17 protein-coding genes are annotated in these 21,513 nt (G+C 56.9%); 6 read left to right on the forward strand and 11 right to left on the reverse strand.

Annotated elements, in window-relative coordinates:
• Positions 1–206: 206 nt before the first annotated feature.
• Positions 207–809 carry a DedA family protein gene (locus tag HQL65_03085; GenBank protein MBF0135197.1) on the reverse strand — a complete coding sequence of 201 codons (603 nt, stop codon included), beginning with the start codon at positions 807–809 and terminating at the stop codon, positions 207–209.
• Between HQL65_03085 and HQL65_03090 the strand changes: the two genes are divergently transcribed.
• The 3 genes from HQL65_03090 to ppk2 all read left to right on the forward strand — a co-directional run bounded on the left by HQL65_03090 (position 808) and on the right by ppk2 (position 5,472).
• The gene (locus HQL65_03090) at positions 808–972 is read left to right on the forward strand and encodes a hypothetical protein (GenBank protein ID MBF0135198.1); all 165 of its coding nucleotides are present in this window, start codon (positions 808–810) and stop codon (positions 970–972) included. The genes HQL65_03085 and HQL65_03090 overlap by 2 nt on opposite strands.
• A gap of 112 nt (positions 973–1,084) precedes the next feature.
• Positions 1,085–4,519 carry a class I tRNA ligase family protein gene (locus tag HQL65_03095; protein ID MBF0135199.1) on the forward strand — a complete coding sequence of 1,145 codons (3,435 nt, stop codon included), beginning with the start codon at positions 1,085–1,087 and terminating at the stop codon, positions 4,517–4,519.
• Complete coding sequence (gene ppk2, locus HQL65_03100; protein ID MBF0135200.1) at positions 4,516–5,472, forward strand: polyphosphate kinase 2; 957 nt, start codon at positions 4,516–4,518, stop codon at positions 5,470–5,472. Before HQL65_03095 ends, ppk2 begins: the two co-directional genes overlap by 4 nt.
• A gap of 81 nt (positions 5,473–5,553) precedes the next feature.
• On the opposite strand, the gene HQL65_03105 is transcribed toward ppk2, so the two are convergent.
• The 4 genes from HQL65_03105 to HQL65_03120 all read right to left on the reverse strand — a co-directional run bounded on the left by HQL65_03105 (position 5,554) and on the right by HQL65_03120 (position 7,883).
• Positions 5,554–5,841 (reverse strand): hypothetical protein, encoded by a 288-nt coding sequence (locus HQL65_03105; GenBank protein ID MBF0135201.1) that lies wholly within the window; start codon positions 5,839–5,841, stop codon positions 5,554–5,556.
• Positions 5,828–6,124 carry a BrnT family toxin gene (locus HQL65_03110; GenBank protein MBF0135202.1) on the reverse strand — a complete coding sequence of 99 codons (297 nt, stop codon included), beginning with the start codon at positions 6,122–6,124 and terminating at the stop codon, positions 5,828–5,830. The genes HQL65_03105 and HQL65_03110 overlap by 14 nt, the downstream gene beginning before the upstream one ends.
• 263 nt (positions 6,125–6,387) lie before the next feature.
• Positions 6,388–7,581 (reverse strand): iron-containing alcohol dehydrogenase, encoded by a 1,194-nt coding sequence (locus HQL65_03115; GenBank protein ID MBF0135203.1) that lies wholly within the window; start codon positions 7,579–7,581, stop codon positions 6,388–6,390.
• 5 nt (positions 7,582–7,586) lie between these two features.
• Positions 7,587–7,883 carry an antibiotic biosynthesis monooxygenase gene (locus HQL65_03120; GenBank protein ID MBF0135204.1) on the reverse strand — a complete coding sequence of 99 codons (297 nt, stop codon included), beginning with the start codon at positions 7,881–7,883 and terminating at the stop codon, positions 7,587–7,589.
• 541 nt (positions 7,884–8,424) lie between these two features.
• On the opposite strand from HQL65_03120, the gene HQL65_03125 reads away from it, so the two are divergent.
• From HQL65_03125 to HQL65_03135, 3 genes are all read left to right on the forward strand, one after another.
• Positions 8,425–10,242 (forward strand): methyl-accepting chemotaxis protein, encoded by a 1,818-nt coding sequence (locus HQL65_03125; GenBank protein MBF0135205.1) that lies wholly within the window; start codon positions 8,425–8,427, stop codon positions 10,240–10,242.
• A 352-nt stretch (positions 10,243–10,594) separates the two neighbouring features.
• Positions 10,595–12,310, forward strand: coding sequence for a chemotaxis protein (locus HQL65_03130; protein ID MBF0135206.1), 1,716 nt, complete (start codon positions 10,595–10,597; stop codon positions 12,308–12,310).
• A 299-nt stretch (positions 12,311–12,609) separates the two neighbouring features.
• The gene (locus HQL65_03135) at positions 12,610–13,878 is read left to right on the forward strand and encodes a hypothetical protein (GenBank protein MBF0135207.1); all 1,269 of its coding nucleotides are present in this window, start codon (positions 12,610–12,612) and stop codon (positions 13,876–13,878) included.
• 15 nt (positions 13,879–13,893) lie between these two features.
• Here the strand turns inward: HQL65_03135 and HQL65_03140 are convergent, their stop codons facing one another.
• The 6 genes from HQL65_03140 to cas3 are packed head-to-tail and all read right to left on the reverse strand — an operon-like array spanning position 13,894 to position 21,392.
• The gene (locus tag HQL65_03140) at positions 13,894–14,634 is read right to left on the reverse strand and encodes a type I-E CRISPR-associated protein Cas6/Cse3/CasE (protein ID MBF0135208.1); all 741 of its coding nucleotides are present in this window, start codon (positions 14,632–14,634) and stop codon (positions 13,894–13,896) included.
• Complete coding sequence (gene cas5e, locus HQL65_03145; protein MBF0135209.1) at positions 14,631–15,350, reverse strand: type I-E CRISPR-associated protein Cas5/CasD; 720 nt, start codon at positions 15,348–15,350, stop codon at positions 14,631–14,633. The genes HQL65_03140 and cas5e overlap by 4 nt, the downstream gene beginning before the upstream one ends.
• Positions 15,343–16,485 (reverse strand): type I-E CRISPR-associated protein Cas7/Cse4/CasC, encoded by a 1,143-nt coding sequence (gene cas7e, locus HQL65_03150; protein MBF0135210.1) that lies wholly within the window; start codon positions 16,483–16,485, stop codon positions 15,343–15,345. The genes cas5e and cas7e overlap by 8 nt, the downstream gene beginning before the upstream one ends.
• Complete coding sequence (locus HQL65_03155; GenBank protein MBF0135211.1) at positions 16,482–17,054, reverse strand: hypothetical protein; 573 nt, start codon at positions 17,052–17,054, stop codon at positions 16,482–16,484. Before HQL65_03155 ends, cas7e begins: the two co-directional genes overlap by 4 nt.
• Entirely contained in the window at positions 17,041–18,798 is a 1,758-nt protein-coding gene (locus HQL65_03160; protein MBF0135212.1) for a CRISPR-associated protein Cse1, read from the reverse strand. The genes HQL65_03155 and HQL65_03160 overlap by 14 nt, the downstream gene beginning before the upstream one ends.
• Positions 18,795–21,392 carry a CRISPR-associated helicase Cas3' gene (cas3, locus tag HQL65_03165; GenBank protein ID MBF0135213.1) on the reverse strand — a complete coding sequence of 866 codons (2,598 nt, stop codon included), beginning with the start codon at positions 21,390–21,392 and terminating at the stop codon, positions 18,795–18,797. Before cas3 ends, HQL65_03160 begins: the two co-directional genes overlap by 4 nt.
• Positions 21,393–21,513: the final 121 nt, after the last annotated feature.

The following is a 21,513-nucleotide window of genomic DNA, read 5'->3' on the forward strand; positions in this document are numbered from 1 at the left end:
AAAAAAACGAATGAAAAACTGGGATGGAGGTCCAGGAGGAAGGGCTGTGCCCTTCCTCTTGGCGGGGTTTGGGGCGGAGCCCCAATAAAATCTTTCTTCCCAATTTTTTTTAGGGGTCTGGGGCGGAGCCCCAATAAAATCTTCCTTTCCAATTTTTTTTAGGGTTTGGGGCGGAGCCCCAATAAAATCTTTCTCTCCAATGAACATCATCGATGCCTGCTGCGCTGCCACAGGACATATCCGAGCAGCACGAGTACGGCGAACCCGACTCCCCCCCCGATCACCAGTTTCAGATTGTCCTGGAGCCATTGCCGGTTTTCGCCAATGACATACCCCAGAATGAGCAACACCACATTCCAGAGGGTGGCCCCCACCAGGGTGTAGAACGTGAAGGGAGCCAGACGCATGCGGGCCAACCCGGCAGGCATGGAGACCAGGTGACGGATGCCGGGAATGAAACGTCCCGTAAAAATGGAAATTTCCCCATGGCGCTGCACAAACGTTTCGGTCTTGTCCAGGTGTTCCGGGGTGATCAAAAAATATTTGCCAAAACGCAGGATCAACGGGCGTCCCAGCCAATAGGCCAGATAATAGCTGCCCAGGGAACCGGCAATACTCCCCAGGCTGGAAGAGAGGACAATCAGCCACGGGTCCAAACGTCCCTGGGAAGCCAGATAGCCGGCGGGAATCATGACCAGTTCGGAAGGAACCGGCAGAATGGAACTCTCCGCCGCCATCAGGACAAAAATGGCGGTGTAGTTAAGCTGCCCCATCAGGGCCAGCAAATACTCGGTAAACTGCTCACTCATGCCTGGCATCCTTTCGTCGCTTCCTGCCCAATCATCCCTGATGAAAAAGACGGTCCCGGGTGACCAAAGCCACCCATCCGCCCAGTATACCAGCATGCGCCCGGAAACGCTCGTGACCTTCTGCACGCCCGACATCACCGGCTGGCAGATTGCCAGCACTTGACGCGCTGTATGATCCATGTTTATTGTAAATTGGACATGGCGATTGTCTTGCAGGACCAGATCCCCTCCCGACAAAATCACCCCCATCACTCAATAAATGTTCTGGTGTCAGGATGTACAAGAAGGTCGATAAATCTCTCGATTTTGTGGCCATCGAGAAAAAGTTTCTCAAATTTTGGCAAGAAAATCGTATTTTTTCCAAACTGAAAAAGAAAAACGCCACCGGCAGCATCTGGTCGTTCCAGGATGGCCCCATCACGGCGAACAATCCCATGGGCGTCCATCACGCCTGGGGCCGCTCGCTGAAAGACATCTTCCAGCGCTATCACGCCATGCTGGGCGACCAACTGCGCTACCAGAACGGTTTTGACTGCCAGGGCCTGTGGGTGGAAGTGGAAATCGAAAAAGAACATGCCTTCAAGTCAAAGAAGGATATTCTTGAATTCGGCATGGATCGTTTTGTCCGGGCCTGCAAGGAACGGGTCTTGACCTTTGCCGCCAAACAGACAGAACAATCGATCCGCCTCGGTTATTGGATGGATTGGGACGATCCGGACCAGTTGCGCCGCCTGCAAAAAGCCCTGCATGACCAGCAACCCGAAGTCACTTATACGACAGCCTCCGGAAAAACCATCACGGCCCCGCCAGAACAGATCATCGCCAATCTGGGCAGCCCCGACTATGGCGGCAGCTATTTCACCTTCTCCGACGAGAACAACTACACCATCTGGGGATTCCTGAAAAAGTGTCACACCGAAGGACACATCTATCGCGGCACGGATGTGATGACTTGGTGCCCCCGGTGCGGCACGGGACTCTCCCAGATGGAAGTCGCCGAAGGCCGCCGGATCACGGAACACACCTCGGTCTATGTCCGCTTTCCCCTCCGGGAACGAGACAAAGAGGCCTTCCTGGTCTGGACCACCACCCCCTGGACCCTCACCTCCAATGTGGCCGTCGCCATCAATCCGGACATGACCTATCTGAAGATTCGGCATGGGGGCTGGATCTACTATGTTGGCAAGGAAAATTTCACCCACAAACGCCGTCAGGACCTGGAGGCCGAAGGACAAAAACGCACGGCCAACCTGCCCTCTCTGGCGCAGATTCTGAGCGGTCTGGGCGGCGCGGCGGACGTGCTGGCAGAACTGCCCGGCACCGATCTGCTCGGCCTGACCTACAACGGCCCCTGCGACGAATTGCCTGCCCAGCAAACCCCGGGCGGCGTCACCCCGTTCGGTCCCACCCCCGGCGTGGCAGCGAGCGCCAGCACCTGCCATCGTGCCATCCCCTGGAAAGAGATCAGTGGCACGGAAGGAACCGGTATCGTGCATATCGCCCCGGGTTGCGGTACGGAAGACTACCATCTGGGCAAGGAACATGGCCTGGCCATCGTGGCCCCCCTCGATGACAACGGCATCTTTCTGGAACCGTTCGGCCCCTATGCCGGCCAGAATGTCCTGACCATCGCCCAAACCATGGTCAACGATCTGAAAAGCAAGGGAATCCTGATCGCCAGGGAACAATACCCCCATGTCTACCCGCACTGCTGGCGCTGCAAGACCGAACTGATCTTCCGCCTCATCGACGGCTGGTACATCGACATGCGTTGGCGAGACCAGATCAAAAAAGTGGTCCCGGAAATTCGCTGGATCCCAGCCGATGGCGAAGCCCGCGAGCTGGATTGGCTGCACAACATGGGCGATTGGCTGATTTCCAAAAAACGCTTTTGGGGTCTGGCGCTGCCCATCTGGGAGTGCCATGCCTGCAACTGGTTCACGGTCATCGGCGGTGCCGAGGAACTCAAGACCAGGGCCGTGGCCGGCTGGGAAGCCTTTGCGGGCCACTCCCCGCACCGGCCCTATATCGATCAGGTCAAAATCACCTGTGAGCAGTGCGGCCAACTGGCCAGCCGCGTGGACGATGTCGGCAACCCCTGGCTGGACGCCGGTATCGTTCCCTTCAGCACCGTGCGCTACAACAGCGACCGTCCCTACTGGCAGGATCACTTTCCAGCCGACATGGTCATCGAATGTTTCCCGGGGCAATTTCGCAACTGGTTCTATTCACTGCTGGCCATGAGCGTCAAACTGGAAGGACGCGCCCCGTTCAAAACCCTGCTGGGACACGCCCTGGTGCGCGACGAACAGGGCAAGGAGATGCACAAATCCGCCGGCAATGCCATCTTTTTCGATGACGCCGCCGACATTCTGGGCGCGGATGTGATGCGGTATCTCTACGCCGGGCAAAATCCGGGTACCAATCTCAATTTTCCCCGCCTGGATCACAAGGACAACAAAACCGTCCACCCCGATGCCGAAGTGCGCCGCAAGCTGCTGACCTTCTGGAACTGTTACAGCTTTTTTGTCTCCTATGCCCAGGTGGACCAGTGGTCCCCCGGCCCCGAGGATCCCCCACCGGCAGCCCGTCCCCAGCCGGATCGCTGGATTCTCAGCCGCCTGCAACTGCTGATCCAGCAGGCCCACGATGCCTATCGCGATGCCGCCGTGCATCGGTTCATGGAACATTTTGAACGGTTTGTCGATGAACTGTCCAACTGGTACCTGCGCCGCTCCCGGCGCCGGTTCTGGGGCGATGGCGTGTCGGCGGACAAACGGGCCGGCTATGCCACCCTGCACACAACCCTGATCACCTGTGTGGACCTGCTGGCACCGATCCTCCCCTTCCTGACCGAAGAGATCTACCAGAATCTCCTCCGCAGCGTGGACCCGACAGCCCCGGAATCGGTCCATCTGCGCAGCTTTCCCCAGGCCAGGACAGAGTTGCGGGATGCCCTTCTCGAACAACAGATGGAGAGCGTCCTCAAAGTCAAAAACATGGTCCTGGCCCTGCGCAACGAGGGGCGCATCAAAACCAAACAACCCCTGGGTCGCATTCGGGTCCTGCCCAGCGACCCGCAGGAAGAGGCCGTTTTGCGTGATCCGTCCCTCGTCGGGCAGATCCTGGACGAGTGCAACATTAAAAATCTCGTCATCCTGGACAATGCCGAAGGGATCCAGGTCAAGGTGCGCCCCAACTACCGCACGCTGGGTGCCAAGGCCGAAAAACAGATGCAACAGGTGGCAGCCCGCATTGCCGCCGCCGATGCGGCCCAATTGCAACAAACCGTTGCCGGTGGCAAATCCTGGCTGCTGGAACTCGACGATGGCCGGGAACTGGAAATCACCGCCCTCGACCTGCAATTTTCCTGGGATGCCGGTCCCGACCAGTTGGCCGGACGCGACAAAGGCACCCTCGTCGTGCTGGAAACAGGCATCACGCCGGAACTGGCTGCGGAAGGCATGGCCAGAAATTTCAACCGCCTGGCCCAAAATCTGCGCCGGGACACCGGCCTGGAAATTACCGACCGCATCCGCATTCTCTTCGATGGCCCGGAATCCCTGGTCCAGGCCATTCAGATCCACCACACCCTGCTCTGTCAGGAGCTGCTGGCCCAGGAGATCACCCATCAACCCGGTCTCCAGACGGGCGCGGCCCTCAAACTGGAAAGCACCTCATTGCGTATCGCTCTGGAGAAACTGGCATGATTCCGGACTCCCCTCCCCCGCCGGCTGCAAACGTGAATCCGTCCCCTCCGCCAGCCGACCCGTCCCTGGCAACCCGGGAAGAACTCCTGACCCTGGTGCAGCATCAATCCCGGGAAATGGAACTTTTGAAAAACGAAGTCAAAAGATTGCGGGAAAACACCTCCAGGGCCGTCCAGGAACGGATACAGGAGGATGATTTAAAGCCGTACCAGGCGGAACTGATCAAGATGCAGCATCACCTGGAGGTCAAGGAGATGCGCATGATCGTCATCCTCGAAGGCCGGGATGGGGCCGGCAAGGGGGGAACCCTGCGCCGCATCACCCGTTACATGAACGAAAAGCACTATCGCGTCGTGGCCCTGGGCAAGCCCACCGACGTGCAGCGTACCCAGTGGTTTTTTCAACGTTATGTCGAGCAGTTTCCCAGCGGCGGCGAGGTGGTCTTCTTTGACCGGAGCTGGTACAACCGGGCCATGGTGGAACCGGTCTTCAAGTTTTGTACCGAGCGCCAATACCAGGATTTCATGCTGGCCGTGACCGGTTTTGAACAGGACATCGTTCGGCAGGGCACCATTCTGGTCAAGACCTACTTCAGTGTGTCCAAGGAGGTGCAACAGGCTCGTTTTGACCGCCGCCGCAACGATCCGTTGCGCAACTGGAAATTGAGCGAGGTCGATCTTCAGGCCCAGGATCACTGGGATGATTTCACCAACATGAAATATTTCATGCTGAAACGGACCCACACCCAGGAGGCCCCCTGGACCCTCATCCGCTCCGACAACAAGCACAAGGCCCGCCTGAACGCCATGAAAGTGGTCCTGAATGCCGTTCCCTACCCGGATCGCAACCCGGACCTGGACTATGTTCCCGACCCCGAAGTGGTGGTCTCCGGCCAGCAGGAACTGGAATTGATGGACGCACAACGGATTCAGGAGGGAAAATTCACTCTTTGAGACGAAGGGCATACGCACGATGGCATCCGGTACCCTATCGTTGAAATCATGGCGACGTCATGATTCCGGGAAAAGATACCCTCACGATCCGTGGTGGATATCAGCCATGGCTTGGCTAAGTATTGTGTCATCGATACCCCGCTGCTTCAGGCTTTTAATGAATGCATCCAGAGGCGAGTTCTCAAGCCGCTCTTTGTCAACGCGCAATCCTTGACCAATATAGTGACGGATCAAGGGCTGATATCCCGAAAAACCCAGAAGCGGAGCCATTTGTTTCATCTCTTCAACCACATCCTCCGGCATGCGCAACGAGATTGTGGATATAGGGCGATCCTTTTGCATCCGTTTTTTTAATTCACTGGTCTTCATAGATTTTTCTTTCCGACTTGGTGGCCTTGCGGGCGGAAACAATGCGAAAAATGTCCCCGATCTGCTGGATATGGACCACGAACAACAAGTGACCTGTAGCATCCTCTCCAATGATGGCATCCCGAGTCTCTTCTTGTTGGCTGGCATCCACTATGCAGAAAAAAGGATCAAAGAAAGCCTCACAGGCATGTTTGAAACTGACGCCATGCTTGGTTTGATTGACACGTGCTTTCTGAACATTCCATACAAAAGAGATGCCCTGAAAATTATAAGTCGCGTCCATGCTGGATTTTTGCTGAAAGTATTCATTCTGTCAATACATGACTTGGCTCAACAATCATCAAAAGTGTGACGTTGCAGGAGAGAGTTGCCTGGATGAGTCGTCATGCACGAATGTCTACACGATCCGAAAAGAGTGATGTCCCATAAGGTTATCCAAAACAATCGGTCAGGTCACCGGAGAACACCACCACCAACAAAGATAGACAAGGCAATCAACAAAGGTAGACAAGGCGATAAAGTTAAACCCAGTCCGGTACGAACAGATCACCGGAGCCGCCTCTGGAGAATCTCCCGTACCTCGGCAGCCGTCAGGATCAGGGGGTTGGTTTTCATGCTGGAGCCGCCGCTTTTGGCGACGACAAGATCCATGTCCGCCACGTCAAAACCGGCTGGAACGAGGGGGGAAATTTCCAGACGCCGCACCCACTCCCGCAGGGTCGTCACCAGGGTGACAAGGCCCTCGTCCAACGCAAGATGCCGCCGCACAAGCAGGGCACCGATCCGGGCATATTTTTTCAGGGCCGGATTGGCCGGTTCTCTCTGTTGCATGGCCTGGATGTTGATTGCCGTGGCTTCGGCCAGCAGGGTCCCGCACACCACACCATGCGCAATGGTGGTATACGCGCCCAACGGGGAGGCGAGACCATGCACCACCCCCAGGCCGGTCTGCGCCAGACAAATACCCGACAACAGGGAAGCATAGGCCAGACGTGAACGACCGGCAGCGGCCTCGGCTGTACCCTCCCAGGCCGCAAAAAAACCATCCCGAAAGGCCCGCATGCCGGACAAGGCCAGGGTATCGGTCATGGGATTGGCGCGGGTGGAAACATAGGCCTCCAGGAGTTGCGTGAAGGCATCCATGGCATGGGCAGCCAGCAAAGGCCGGGGCGCGGAAACCAGACACTCCGGATCAACCACCGCCACCCGGGCCACGAGTTTTTCATCCCGGAACGATTTTTTGAACCCCTCGCGTCCATGGCGACTGAGAACGGCATTTTTGGTGGCCTCGCTGCCGGTTCCCGCCGTCGTGGGAACCGCCACCAGGGGCACTGCCGGACCCGCATAGGGAAGCTGGGGACCGACCCCTTCCAAATGGTCCATGACCGTGCGTCCGGTACGCAGCAAACCGGCAATGGCTTTGCCCGCATCCAGCACACTCCCTCCCCCCACGGCCAGAACACACTCAATCCCCGCTCCCCCAAAACGGGAAACCGCTGCATCAACCAGTTCAGGTGACGGTTCACCCGCAACCCGCACCTGTTCCCAGTGCAAACCATGCTCTGTCATGGCCTGTTGCAGCAACGGCCACTGACCACCCCGGGTCAGGGAGCTGTCGCCAGTCACCAACAGGACACGTTGACCAAATGCCGCCGCCTCGCCTGCCGCCCGGGGCAGAACCCCGGCACCAAAAACAATCCGGGGCAGGGCGGCCATGGTAAAACCTTCCAGGGGAAACATATAATTCATCCTTTTGGAAACAAGCCATTGAAAGGCATGCCCTGGCGGGGTTGCGCCATCATGGGTGCCACGGTATCCCGCCATCGCAGATAATGGGCGGTCTCTTTGTGGGCCGCTGCTGCCGCCGCCGAAACATAGGCTTCGTATAAAATAAACCGGGTTGGATCGCCCGGATCCTGGAGGACATCAAACCGCCGGTTGCCTGTTTCCCGAACCGAATGTTCATGGTTGATGCGGGTTGCCTCAATGAAAGCCGCCGTGAATTCGGGTTTGACCGCAACATGGACGAGCGTGACATGCATGATCCGTCTCCCCTTTTTGACCAAAGGACCACAAAAAAACAAGCTGCCATTGAATCAGAGAGGGTACCCCGCAACAGCATTCTTGTCCAAGGGGAACACTCTCCCTGATCGTTGCCGCATCTTCGGAAATTCCAGCAACGTTTAAAAAACCGACATGGAGGTCCCGATGCAACCATCGATTGCCATGGTATTCAATATTATATTTAAAAATATAAATTATTTTTTCTATACACCATCTTTTTTCAATGTCTATACTGGGATTGAAATCTACCAGAAAGATAAGATATTTAATAAATATTTTGTGTTCCGCAGTATATTTTATAAAATTTAAGATGTTCAGATTTCTCCTGAGAGGATGTCTATTAACCCTCGGATAAAAAAAATTTGAAAGGAAGACTTTATTGGGACTCCGCCCCAAACCCCGCCAGGAGGAAGGGCACAGCCCTTCCTCCTGGACCTCCATCCCAGTTTTTCATTCTTTTTTTTGAAATTAACATGTTATTAGACAGCCTCTCAATCCAGAGCCGGGTGGGGGACAAAAATGATGCACTTGTTCGGAAAAATGCGTTTTCGCTGGCTGGTCATTCTCATGTCGGTGAGTTCGTTCACAGTTTTTCTGGGTGTGATCATCCTGATCTATGTTGCCCTGGGACAGGTACAAAGAATCAATGCCGATCTTCTGTCGGGTCCCATCGAGGCCAAAAGTCAATGGAGCGGCGTGGTCCACGGCATCCACGAGGCCGAAATGACGCGCTTGAATTATCTGGTTGAACATGCGCCCTCCACGGCACAAGAGATGGCCGCCGCGTTGCACCATGCACGGGGCATGCTCCAGGCGTTGAAAAATGCCCAGGCCGAAGCCATTCAAAATGGCATGAAGGTCTACGAGGAAGATTTTGCGATGCTGGTCAAGAGCGTCGAGGAAAATGCCAAGGCCAGGCTGCAATTGGTCAAGGATCGGGAAGCCCTGGAAACCCAAATCTACGAAATTGGCATCCCCACCCTGGAATCTGCCCTGGGAGAGGTCCAAGTCGCGGAAATGAGTTATTTTGCCAAGCCCGCCCCCGAACAGGTCAAACGGGTCAAGGTCACTCTGGAACGGCTCTCCCGCGATGTCGCCGACCAGAAAACCGTGACGGATCTGCGGCAGGCAATCGCGACTTACGACAAAACCTTTTCCTTTATTGTTGCCAACACGGTGGAAATGAACAAACGTTCTGTTTCCATGAAGGAACATGCCAACGTGATGGTCAAGGAAATCTCTGCCGGTCTTGATGAAGCCGATGGCGTCGCAACAGCCGCTGCAAAAAATGCCCAAAGCCGTGCCCAGGCTGCGCAACGCCAGGCCCTGATCTGGACCGGCCTGGGTATCCTGCTGGCCCTGTACATTTCTTATATGTTCGAACGGGTTACCTTTTTAAAGCTGGGATGTGACCCCATTGATCTGTCCAGGATGGCAAAAGATGTGGCAGAAGGGGATCTCATACCAAAATGCAGTGTTGGCCGGAGTGTGGGGGTCAATGCCTATCTGGCCCAGATGACCGTGCGATTAAAGGAGATTGTGCAAGAGATTCAAACCGCCGCCGACAATGTCACAATCGGCAGCAACGAACTGTCGGACCAATCCCAGCGTATGTCAGAAGCCTCGGCCACCGAGGCAGGCACCATGGCCGAAACGACTCTCTCCATGAATGCCATGGCCGAAAACATCCGTGCCAATAACGACAATGCCCAGCAAACGGAAAAAATCGCCAATCAGGTGGCCCGGGATGCCCAGGAGAGTGGCAAAACCGTGGCCCAGGCGGTCAAGGCCATGCGCGAGATCATCGAACGCATATCCATCATTGAAGAAATTGCCCGACAAACCAACCTGCTGGCCCTGAATGCCGCCATCGAAGCCGCCCGGGCCGGAGAACAGGGGAAGGGCTTCGCCGTCGTCGCCGCCGAGGTGCGCAAACTGGCCGAACGCAGCCAACTGGCCGCCGCCGAAATTGGCAAAATCACCACTTCTGGAATGGAAGTTGCCGAAAATGCAGGTAAAATGCTCGAAAAGCTGGTCCCAAGCATCCAGAAAACCGCCGATCTGATCGGGGAAATCTCCGGTGCCAGTGTCGAACAAAATGCCAATGCCGAGCGGATCAGTCAGTCACTGCAAACCCTTGAAGGGGTGGTCCAGGCCAACGCTGGTGCCGCCGAAGAGATTGCCGCCACTGCCGAGGAGCTGACCACCCAGGCCGAATTGTTGCGGCAGACAATCGCTTTCTTCAAAATTGGCCGCCAGGCTGGCAGCCCGGCCAGATTGCCTCACCAACCTGCCCGTCTGCCGGCCCCGGACGCAGATACGATTGAAACCCTGTAGCCTACAGCCTGTCACACCTTCAAATCAATAAAAATATTTATCTTTTGAATTTTGCCAGACCCTCTCCGGTAACGAGAGGGTTTTTTTTCATTTTGAATTTACATCAATTTTTGTAAAAAGCAAGCATCGCACCCCATGAATGATCAGGCCGAAAATTAATTATTTTTAATAAATAGCGGGAACATTTGCCGCAACATGCCGGTCCAACCTGCCAGATGTGTCAATACAAAATGCATCAACACAAGTTCAAAACAGGGTCCTGATTCCATCTTGTTTCTCGGCATGGATGTTCCGGGAACATACCCAGGATTCTGTCATCAGAAAACGGATCTTATTTCTGGAGATGTTGATCATGATCATGCACCTGTTTGGCAAACTGCGTTTCCGCTGGTTGGTCATACTCATGTCGGTCAGTTCGTTCACGGTTTTCCTGGGTGTGATTTCCCTGATCTATATTGCCCTGGGTCAGGTGCAAAATATATATGCCGACCTTCTCTCGGGTCCCCTGGCAGCCAAGAGCCAATGGCATGGTGTGGTTCAAGGGATACATGAAGCCGAAATGACCCGTCTGGGCTACCTGCTCGATCATGCACCGGCCACGGCACAAGGGATCACTCCGGCGTTGCAGCGTGCACAAGAGATGCTCCAGCAACTGAAAAACTCCCAAACAGATGCGATTCACAATGGTTTGACAGAGTACGAGAAAAACTTTGCCTCGCTTGTCAAAAGTGTCGAGGAAAACAGCCGGTTCAGGGAACAACTGACCAAAGATCGCGAAGCCTTGGAAACGCAAATCTATGAATTGGGCAATGCCAACCTGGAATCGGCCTTGAGTGAATTCCAGGTGGCGGAGTTGTCCTACTACGCCAGATCCGGGCCTGAACAGGTCAACCGGATCAAGGTGATCCTGGAGCGCATTTCCCGGGATGTGGCCGGTCAAAAAACCGTGGCCGACATCCGGAAAGCCCTGGCCATCTATGACAAGACCTTCACGGCCATGGTGACCAATACGACAGAAATGCATAAGCGGTCCAAATTCATGCAGGAACGTGCCGCAGAGATGGTGCAGAAAATTTCCACCGGTCTCAAGGAGTCGGACGCCGAAGCCGAATCCGCCACGGAAAAAGCCCAAAGCCGAACCGTCAGATCACGCCACCAGGCCCTGGTCTGGACCGGTCTAGGAATTGTTTTGGCCCTGTATATCTCTTTCATTTTTGAGAGGGTTACCCGGGAGCAGCTCGGGTGCGACCCCATGCAGTTGGCCCATATGGCCGAAGCGGTCTCCCAAGGTGATCTCAACCCGAAATGCAGCACGGCCAGTTCCCGGGGAGTCCAGGCACATCTGGCCAAAATGACTTTGCATTTGAAGGGAATCACCCAGGAAATCCAGGCCGCAGCCGACAATGTGACACTGGGCAGCCATGAACTGTCGGACCAGTCGCAACGCATGTCGGATGCTGCGGTTCAGGAAGCCCAGGCCATGGCGGAGACAACCAGCTCCATGAACGCCATGGCCGAAAACATCCATACCAACACCAGAAATGCCCAGCAAACCGAAAACATGGCCACCCAGGTGGCCAGGGATGCCCAGGAGAGTGGCAAGACTGTGGCCCAGGCCGTCACGGCCATGCGCGACATCATCGAACGCATTTCCATCATCGAGGAAATCGCCCGGCAAACCAACCTCCTCGCCCTGAATGCCGCCATCGAAGCCGCCCGGGCCGGCGAACAGGGAAAAGGATTTGCGGTCGTGGCCGCCGAAGTGCGCAAACTGGCCGAACGCAGTCAGTTGGCCGCAGCCGAAATTGGTAAAATCACCACCTCCGGCATGAGCGTGGCGGAAAATGCCGGCAAAATGCTCGAGCAACTGGTGCCGAACATCCAGAAAACAACCGACTTGATTGGTGGCATCGCCCGTGCCAGTGTCGAACAAAATACCCATGCCGACCGCATCCGGCAGGCATTGCAAACCCTGGAAGGAACAGTCCAGGGCAATGCCGGTGCCGCCGAGGAAATTGCCGCCACCGCTGAAGAACTCTCCTCGCAGGCCAATCTGTTACGACAATAAATGGCCTTTTTCCAAACAGGCAACTCAATGACCGATCAGACAAAATCGCTTCGATCCAGTGCCCGGTCGTCGGCGGCAAACGACGTTGACATGGACTCTCCACCGGTCATAGAATCCACTTATGAATCATGAACACCACGCCGTGATCGGACAACTCTTGCCACTCGTATGTTCAGCCAACCGGAGCTTGCGCGTCTCGCGCCAATCGTGGCTTGTGCGTCTCGCACCAACCGGGACCTGCACGTCTCGCGCCGGCAGGCCGATGGCAATAATCCTGTTGGCGAATAACTGCAAAGGCCATGATGGATACCCTGCCTTTTGGTGATGTTGATCTACTGGATTTTGTGGTCTCGAAGGGAACCCCCTGTTACATCCATGATGGTCCGACCATCGCGGCCTGGAACCGGCACCTGCGTGCCTCCCTGACAACTCATCTGGCTCTTTCCAGAATGGTTGGTGCCACTCCCAATCCCCACCTGTTGCGCTGGATGCAACCCCATCTGGATGGTTTGAGCGTGGCATCCGGTGTGGAGTTGCGTCTGGCCATTTCTGCCGGCATGCATCCCCAACGACTTGATTTCCTGGCTCCCGGCAAGCGCGATGCCGAGTTGGAACTGGCCATCGGCAGCGGTCTCGGTTCCATCAGTTTGGAGTCGGCGACAGAACTGGAACGTATCGACCACATTGGCCGTCGTCTGGGGCGCAAGGCCGTGCTGGCCTTGCGCATCCATCTCCGTTCACCCACGCACGATTCCGGCGACAATTCCGGTCCTACCAGGCCAGAGTACCACCCCTGCCCTGGCTTTGATCTGGACCAGGGAGCCGCGCTGATCAAAGCCCTGGGCAGTCGATCTGGATGCCGCTACGGGGGGCTTTATTTCAATTTCAATACCAGCAGCCTGCGGGCGGACCCTGATTCCAGAACCATCAACCCGAATACGGAGCCGATGCTGGATGGTTTTCGTCAAGCCCTTGCAACGATTGCCGAACTGGCTCAAATGACTGAACAATGGCCGGAACGGGTCATTTTTGCCAAGTGCCCGGTACTCCCTTCGCATGCGGAAAAACATATTCAGGACAAGGTTGCGTTGACCAGGGACCTGGCAACCCTTTGGGCCACCTTCAAGGCTGAACACAAGCCACCGGCCGTCTCCGGCATTCTGGAAATGGATCCTTCCCTGGGACCCATGACGACACTCCATGTTGCCCGGGTGGTGGCAACCCGGCAAGCCGGGACCATGACCTGCTGCATCCTGGATGATGAAATTCCGCCCCATCTTCCAGCCGGATGTGCCATCAACCTTTCCAATCCAGATGGAACACCGCCGGTCCCGGTGCTTCTGACCGGACTGCGCACTTCAGATCTCCTTGAGCAAAATAACGGAATTTTCATGCCCATGCCGCAGGTGGGAGATTACATCGGCATTTATCAAGACGGCGGCTATACAGCCAAATCATCTCATTTTTTCTCTCATTTGACCTGCGCAGAATACCTGATCGACGGACCGGAGCATGTGCGCACCATCCGTCATGTCCTGGATCCTTCCCGCCTGGGCGTTCCGCCATGATGGGCGCTCTTGGCATCACGCTCTCCTCTGCGCCGGACGCAGCAGCAGCATGCCATAGCCATAGGCGGTATGCCGACCGACCCCTTTGGCGAGTTTTTCGGCGAATTTTTCGCCATCGGTAACCGTCAGTTCGCCCTGCAACGCAACATCCGGTCCTTCCGCGAGTACCGAGCCATGCCGCAAGACACGGCTGCGCTCAAAGCGCGTCATGCGGATGATTTCCGGATGCGCCGCCTCGCCGAGGCGTTCGGCGAACCATTGCGCATAGACCTGATCACGCTGGAGACCGACCCCGGCCTCCTCCGGCAAGCCGTCGGGAAACCGACGTAGCGTTTCGACAAGAAACGCATCCACTTCCGCCCCCTTGCGCTTGAAATCCCCCACTGGCTGCCGCAGGCGTCGCACGGGACGCACGCGAATATCGAAAGCCAGTCGTCGCCCCGTGCGCCACGCATCCGGCATGGCCTTGACCGCCATCCGTGCCGGATCGCAGACCACCAGGGCCTCTGGACAGGCGGTCTCACGTGCCGTTTCCCGCAGGGCTGTCTGGTTCTGAGCAGTGTAGGCGTACAGCGTGCCGACCCGCGCCTCCCGCGTCACCATCAGGCGGAAAGGTTGCAAAATGCCCTTGCCGAACGTTTCGCTCAGCAGGTGATGCAGTGCGCACCCTTCGTCGATGGCGAGATTCCGACCGGCAGACCAACGACGCAAGGCACGCAGATCCAGCGGCAGACTGATCATGGAGAGTGTACTCATAGGCCCTGCTCCGGATGCACGAACCCTTCGACGACCCGACGGGTGCCGCCATGCAGGCCGGTGCGCCAGTTGCGGATATCCGGCAGATCGAGGTGACATTGAACATTTTCTCCCGCCTCCGGCCCCTCTCCCAGGGGCCAGAGGGCACGCAACCGTCCCTGTCCGGGTATCTGTCGCAGGGCCGCGTAAGCGCTGGATGCAAGGACTGACTCATGCCGACGCAATGGGCCACTGGGCAGGCAGGGCTTGCGTCCAATGAACAAGGGCCGGGCCGGACGGTCAATGCAGGCCGTGAGCGTATCGTGATCGGGAACACAAGAGTCCGGTTCGAGACGCAGGACAACCGTTACGTGTGCATCCATGTGGTATTTCCGAAAGCGACGATGCGGACCCCCGTAGCTGTCTCCGGTTCGACCTTCGGGTTCACCCCATGTCGTCCAGCATTTGTCGTTTTTCTCCAACCTGACATTCTGGGTGTCCGTCAGCAGGCCCGACGAATTCTCCCGCTCCCAACGAGCCGCGAAGAGCAGTCGATCCTGGAGATGCTGGTGTTGTTGCCAGTCGGTACGGGCATAACCCAGCGCGTTGGCGAGCAGACCGGTCAGCATGGAGGCTGCGGGAAAATCGCGGGTGACGCCCATTTGGTCGATGGTCACCCCGCCGAAGGCAACCAGCGGGGCTTCCAGCGTCAGAATGAGCCAGCGGTGATCAGGCATCGGTGGCAACCCGGACCTGACTGGCAGCCCATGCGGCCAGATCTTTGAGTGAAAGCCTTTCCAGAGTGCTTGAGTCGGAACTTTTCATGGGCATCGTCACCGTGGAAAGATAACGACGCACCTCGCCCGTGGCATAGGTAGCGTCATAAAGGGCGAGCTGGTGATCGAGTTGCGCAACCGCCTGTTCCAAATCGTGTGAGATGGCCCGACGGTAGGCGGTGGCCAGCGAACGTGGCTGCCGGTCGCCCGCTTCGAGCAGCATCAACTCGGCACGGCCATAGGGTGCAGTCGAGCCAAGTTTGGCACCGGGAGAGACTTCTGCGATCAGGTAGACAAGATTGTGAATAACTCCGGCGGCCAACTCCTGATCCCCGCCGCAATTGCCGATGAGGCCGGGCAGATCGATCACCACATAGCCATAGTAAAGACCGCAGGTGAGTTCGGTTTCCTGGATCGTATCGGCACCGCCGTCATTCTCGTCCCGCTTGAGATCATCGACAGCGGTGAAATAATCCCCTTCGGCTTCCGCAGCGTGAACCGTGAAAGCATGCGCGACATGCACCGGCGCCTCGATGTTGGCCGCCGGATCGGAGGTAACCATGCGACCGAAAAGTGCGGCGATCAAACCTCCCGGCATGGCCGCATTCTCGCTCATGGCCTTGAAGTTTTTGTCCTTCGCCCATTCGGCTACAGCCTTTTCCACCTCCTTGGCACCCGATGATGCGGCAGCGATCTTTTCGGCTTGCGTAGCCAGCCAAGCCAACTCAGGCTGGCCCAGCAACAGAGTCTGCCGACTCTTCTTGGTGTTGCCCTTTTTACCATAAACCAGCTTTTGGAATGCCAGATCCAGCGCCTTCACCACATCCTCCGGATAACGCCCACTGAGCGGCGCGATCACCTTTTCCGTCACCAGTTCGCGGGAGCGGAAGGAGTCCACATAACCCGTCAGCTTTTGGAGGGCGTGGGGATCCGAATCGGCCATACGCCAGTGACGCTTCAGGCATTGCGAGGAGATGCGCGTGCGCTGCGTATCACCATAAGTCAGCCGCTTGGCCAGGCCGCTGTCGTCGCGGTTCAAGAGTGCGGCGGTGTAGGAATGTAGCGTGTGAATCTGCAAGAATCTGGGAGCGGTCATGCGGCGCTTTCCTTTTGCTCGGATTGGCTTTTAGAGTCGAGACGGTCATAATAGGTGCTGGCCAATTTGCGGGTATGTTGCACTTTGTTCGAAAACAACAGATAGGCGATATCGAGACAGTTGACGCCCAAATCCGGAGCGCGACTGGCGGCCAGCATGCGCACCATGCCTTCGAGCGCCGCGCCACGTTTAGCCGTGGGCAGAGAGAGAAACCGCGCCAGACGGTTTTCCGAGAGAAAGGGTCTCTCTCCAGGCCAGCCGGGCTGTCCGCCGTCACACAACACCGCCCCGAAGGCGCGTGTACTCTGGTGCAGCCTGCCCCTGTTCGCCGGATCGCCTTTCGGCACCAAAAGTGCCATGATCTTGACCAACCGCAGCCATTCATCCCCCCCCTGGATCGCGGTCAGGAATCCGCACCTCCCGGCCAATTGCCAAAAATCACTCTCGCCGGGACCATGCGCGTCCATGCGCCGCAAACGGGCCAGGGGTCCGGGGTCAAGCCGCAGCAGAAAGGCCGAGGTTTTGGAGACGGCATCTCCCAGGTCAATAGCATTGTTATCTGGAGGCATCGTCGGCATTCTCCTGATCCGTGTCCGGTGTGGTTGCGGGCGTAAAAAGATCGGGGTACTTCTTGCGAATCGCCGCCTTGAGCTTCTGACGCGCCCGCGCCTCGGCCCGGTGGCGGAACAGGCCGGTGCAAGGCATGGCGGGCAGAGCCTCGGCAAAAATCTTCTGCGTGCGATCCCAGAGCAGGCGTGTGAACTCTTCCTCTTCGGTGTGCAACGCCTTCGCTCCCAGCTCCTGCGCCTCGAACCGCACCCATAGCCGCTCAAAAAATATGGAATCGGCGTAACGGTCAAGATGGCCGCAGGCCGTAAGTGTATAAATGTCAAGTTTCTTTTTGATCCTGGTGCCTTTACCTTTTCTGCCTTTGTCCTTGTTGCCTTCGTCCTCGTTGCCCTCTTCCTCGTGATCTTTGTCCTTATTGCTTTTGCTGCCCTTTTCCGCAGCGGATATCAGTGCCTCACGTAGCGCCACGTTGAATTCTGCGATGGCTTTCATTTGATTCTGAGCCAGTTGATGCAGTTCGGCACGCTTGGGACCGAGTGCGCGGGAAACCTTGCCAGAAAGCGGTAAAATACGAGAATGAAAACCAAGTGTTCCAGCCTTGTCTCTTTTTCCGGCAAGACCATACGCAACAATAAAAAGATTATCGTAATTGTTAAGATCGTCTTTACTTGGTTCGAGCAAGATTGGAAGAGTCCAATTCTGGCTATCATTCTCTCCAAAAAGTATTTTAACCAAATCCTTATAACTAAATCCTTTTTCTGTAAGAGTAAAAACCTTATTGTCAGTTTTGTGTTCCGGCGTCCATGGGTCTTTTATCCTCACGACTCGTTCGTTTTTGTTTGATTTCTTTTTGGCATGAGAGTCGTTTGTCTTCTCAACGCATGGACCGACTACTCGCGGGGTTCTTTCCGGTTTTTTTCTGGCATAAATGGAGCGTTCATCGGACGTAATACGGATCCTGCGACATGCCTCAATAAACCATATATCCAGATTGCTCGTTTGCAGAGATTCTCCATTCTGCCATTGTTCGATCCATGTCAAACCAACTTCTCCTTTTTTTTGGTAATCCAATGGCATCTCATCAAGACTGCTCCTGTATTTCAACAAAGTCTGCACATCTCGATGAAACCATGCGCCAGGTCGAGGAAATTGATTCATGGGTCGATTTGGAAACATGGGTGCCAACCCCATGCAGACACGCGGAGCATATATATTGCCTGTTCTGATGGTATGGGCATTCTGTACGTCGTAGGTTCCGCCAGTCTGCTGTGTCATGAGCGCAAAAACCCAATCCTCCACCGTGCCATCACGGGCGACAGCCTGCTTGAGATCGTGATTTTTCGATGTGATCAGCAGGTCGAGCGCGTCAGGCGATTGAATGGTTTTCTCCAGATCGACCCCAGGCGGCACCGGCGGCTGCATGAAGGCGGGTTTCGTCCAATCATTGACCAACAGGCACCAGGGTTCGTCATCGGGAAAGTTTCGGGTCGTCAGGCCACGCAACAGGCGTTTCCAGTCGTGTTCGTCCGCAGGAATTGCCGTCTCACCCGCGCCATGCAGCGCCAGTGCCGCCAATTGCACCAGAAACATATGCCAGAGCGGAACCTGATGCGGCCTCAGGGCCGGAAACCCTTCCACCTCATCCCGCGCCAGGGCGGCCAACAGGCCGGGCAGAGTCAGCAGCCCCAGGGGCAGGACCCGAATGTGGGGTTCATCAAGGAGATTGTAGCGCGGAGCCGTCATCTGCCCACCTTTGCCAACCCTTCCCTGCCGTAGCAGAACGAATCGTTACCCACGTGAAAAAACACCAGGCCATTCTCGACACGCGCCGCCACCTTCTCTTCCGGAACCACTCCTCGCGACCAGTGAGCCGGCAACGTCACACCATTGATAATCTGCCCGAATGGTCCCACCACAGGTTCCTGGAAAATTATCCGCGCCCCTTCCGCGCCAAGCCGGGTGCGAATCTTCTCCTCATTGTCAGGAAACCTCACACGCACATCGGCAAACTCTCGATCCGTTGCCAGGCGCACGCGGTCCGCCGCACCCGCCTCGTTCATCTCCCGTCCGACAACATCGTCCCAATAGTTCTTCCAGACTGCCCCCTTTTCCACATTGAGAGCCTCGATTTTGTGTGGATGCGTCGCGCTTTCGACCAGAAACCGGTTCATGGCGGGAATCACCCACTCCGGATGGTCAAGAACGAGCCGTCGCGTCAACTCGCAGGCATGCAGATTGCGATAGACGCCACCGCCGTCCCGCATGCAACCCAACCCGTTGTCGAAGGCTGGCGTGGCCAACCGGTCGAGACCCTCCTGCGGCGCAAGTACCATGCAGGCCGGCGTCTCGAATCCCGCCGGCCGGGGCAGATCATGCCGGTGCAATCTCCCGATGCGCTGCAACAGCACATCGACGGGACACAGATCCGTGATCAGCAGATCGGCGTCGATGTCCAGGCTTTGTTCCAGTGTCTGCGTCCCGATAACGATGACACCCCCCGACATGCGCACGCCATGCGGCGCAAGCGTTTTTTCCAGCGACCGGTCGAGAAGCGCACGATCCTCGCCGGCAAACCGGCTGTGGTGCAGAGCCGCCCCGCCAGCCACCTGCCACAGCAGGGACTCCCCGCCTGCGTCCCTGACCGCACGAAAACTCCCCACAGCCGCCTTGACTGTATTGCGGATGACCAACACCCGGGCACCCGTCTGTGCCGCAGCCATGGCGCGACGCGCCGCCTCCCGAGCCTCCCAGGAGGAGGCCAGCGTCATGATGACCCTTTTTTCCCGTCCTGTCGGCTCCACGCCCAGGGGTTCCGACCGACCCAGCCCCCAGACCGCCGGATATGGTGCAGCAATCGCCTCCTGAAATGCAGGTACGGGTGCCTGTCTTCGCTGGGTCAGCCACCTGGTACGTGCCACGGAACCCAGGGTCGCTGACATCAGCATGGCATGGCCACCACGCCCGACATGCATCTTGAGCAGGTGGGTCTGTACCGTGTTCATGTAGGAGTCGGAGGCATGGACCTCATCGACCACCAGCAGTGATCGGGAGAGCGCCGCCCCGCGCAGATGGGCATGTTTGACCTGAAGTCCCGCCAGCATGACCTGATCTACCGTGCCGACGGCCACGGTGGCCGCGAGATAACGCTTGGTACTTTCCGCAGCCCAGCGGGCCAAATGCTGTCGTTCGTCTCTGCCGTCGTCATCGTCCCAGCGCACCTCCCAGCCGGCAAGTGCCCGGCCTGCAACCTCCCCCGCCAGAAGGTAGCCCGGCACGGCAAGTACCACTTCAGGTGCCTGCTCGCCGAACAGACGCCGCATCGCCTGCTGCACGCGGCCATGAATCTGTCTGGCTGCCGCCCGCGTCGGCAGGGCAAAATAGAGGCTCTCCACCCTGCCCGCCACAAAAAGTTGGGCGAAGCGCCACAGTGCGGCCTCTGTCTTGCCCGATCCCGTTTCGGCTTCGAGGATCAGCAGCTTATCGTCAAGCGACCATGCACCGACGAGTCGTTGCGCCGGACGGGGAGGATCCATCCTGCCACTGAGGGTGGCGAAATCGGTTCGTGCCGTACCGATCCTCTGCAACGCTCCAACCTCCAGACCAGTTTCCACCAGCGCCCGGCGCGCCTTGGTTCTGGCCTGTTCCATGTAGTGCAGGTCGAGTTCGGGCTGATAGTCAAAGATCGCCTGCATCGAGCCCAGCCAGTCGGCCAGGGTGACCAGACCGCACAGCAAATGCTGAAAATCAGGATTTGTCGGCAACGACGCACCGCCCACGGCGAAGGCGGGGGCAAACCAGCACAACAGGACCTCCCCCATCTCCCGTGCCGCAACGACCGGATCATATCCCGCTACAGGTTGCCAATTTTGGACGCCATTTGGCTGGAACGGACGACCATGATGGGCCAAGACAGCGCAAAGCAGATGTTCATTCACGCCCCAAAGCTCCAGGGCTTTCATATGCAGATTATAGGCGATGGTCCACTCCGCTGCGCCGGAGAGAAAAATCGCCGCGCCGGCAGCGACATGTCCCGTCTTCGCGGACCGCCAGGTGCCATCTGGCCACCCTTTGGCCTGAAAACCCGGATGCAACTTGCCCACATCGTGCAGAAAGGCAAGCATGGCCAGACGCTTGATATCCAGCGCAGTGAGCGCCCTCCCCGCTACCTGCTCCAACCGGTTCCGCACAACCGGTTGCGTGACAAGCCCCTCGAAGCACACCGCCACATCCGCACAATGATGGGCCAGATGATGGCTCACTGGTCCAGATTTTTTTCCCCAGGGTGAGCGAAACGCCACATTAAATTCCTTTAAGTTTGTAGCTGCGAAGCCGCCCATAAACTTTCGGATAAAATAAACTATTGGATAAAACAAATCAAGAAGAAAGATTTTATTGGGTGGCTCTCGCCCCAAACCACACCAGGAGGAAGGGCAGAGCCGCTTCCTCCTGGACCTCCAT

It is taken from the genome of Magnetococcales bacterium, assembly GCA_015228935.1.
In the GTDB taxonomy this organism is placed as follows: domain Bacteria; phylum Pseudomonadota; class Magnetococcia; order Magnetococcales; family DC0425bin3; genus HA3dbin3.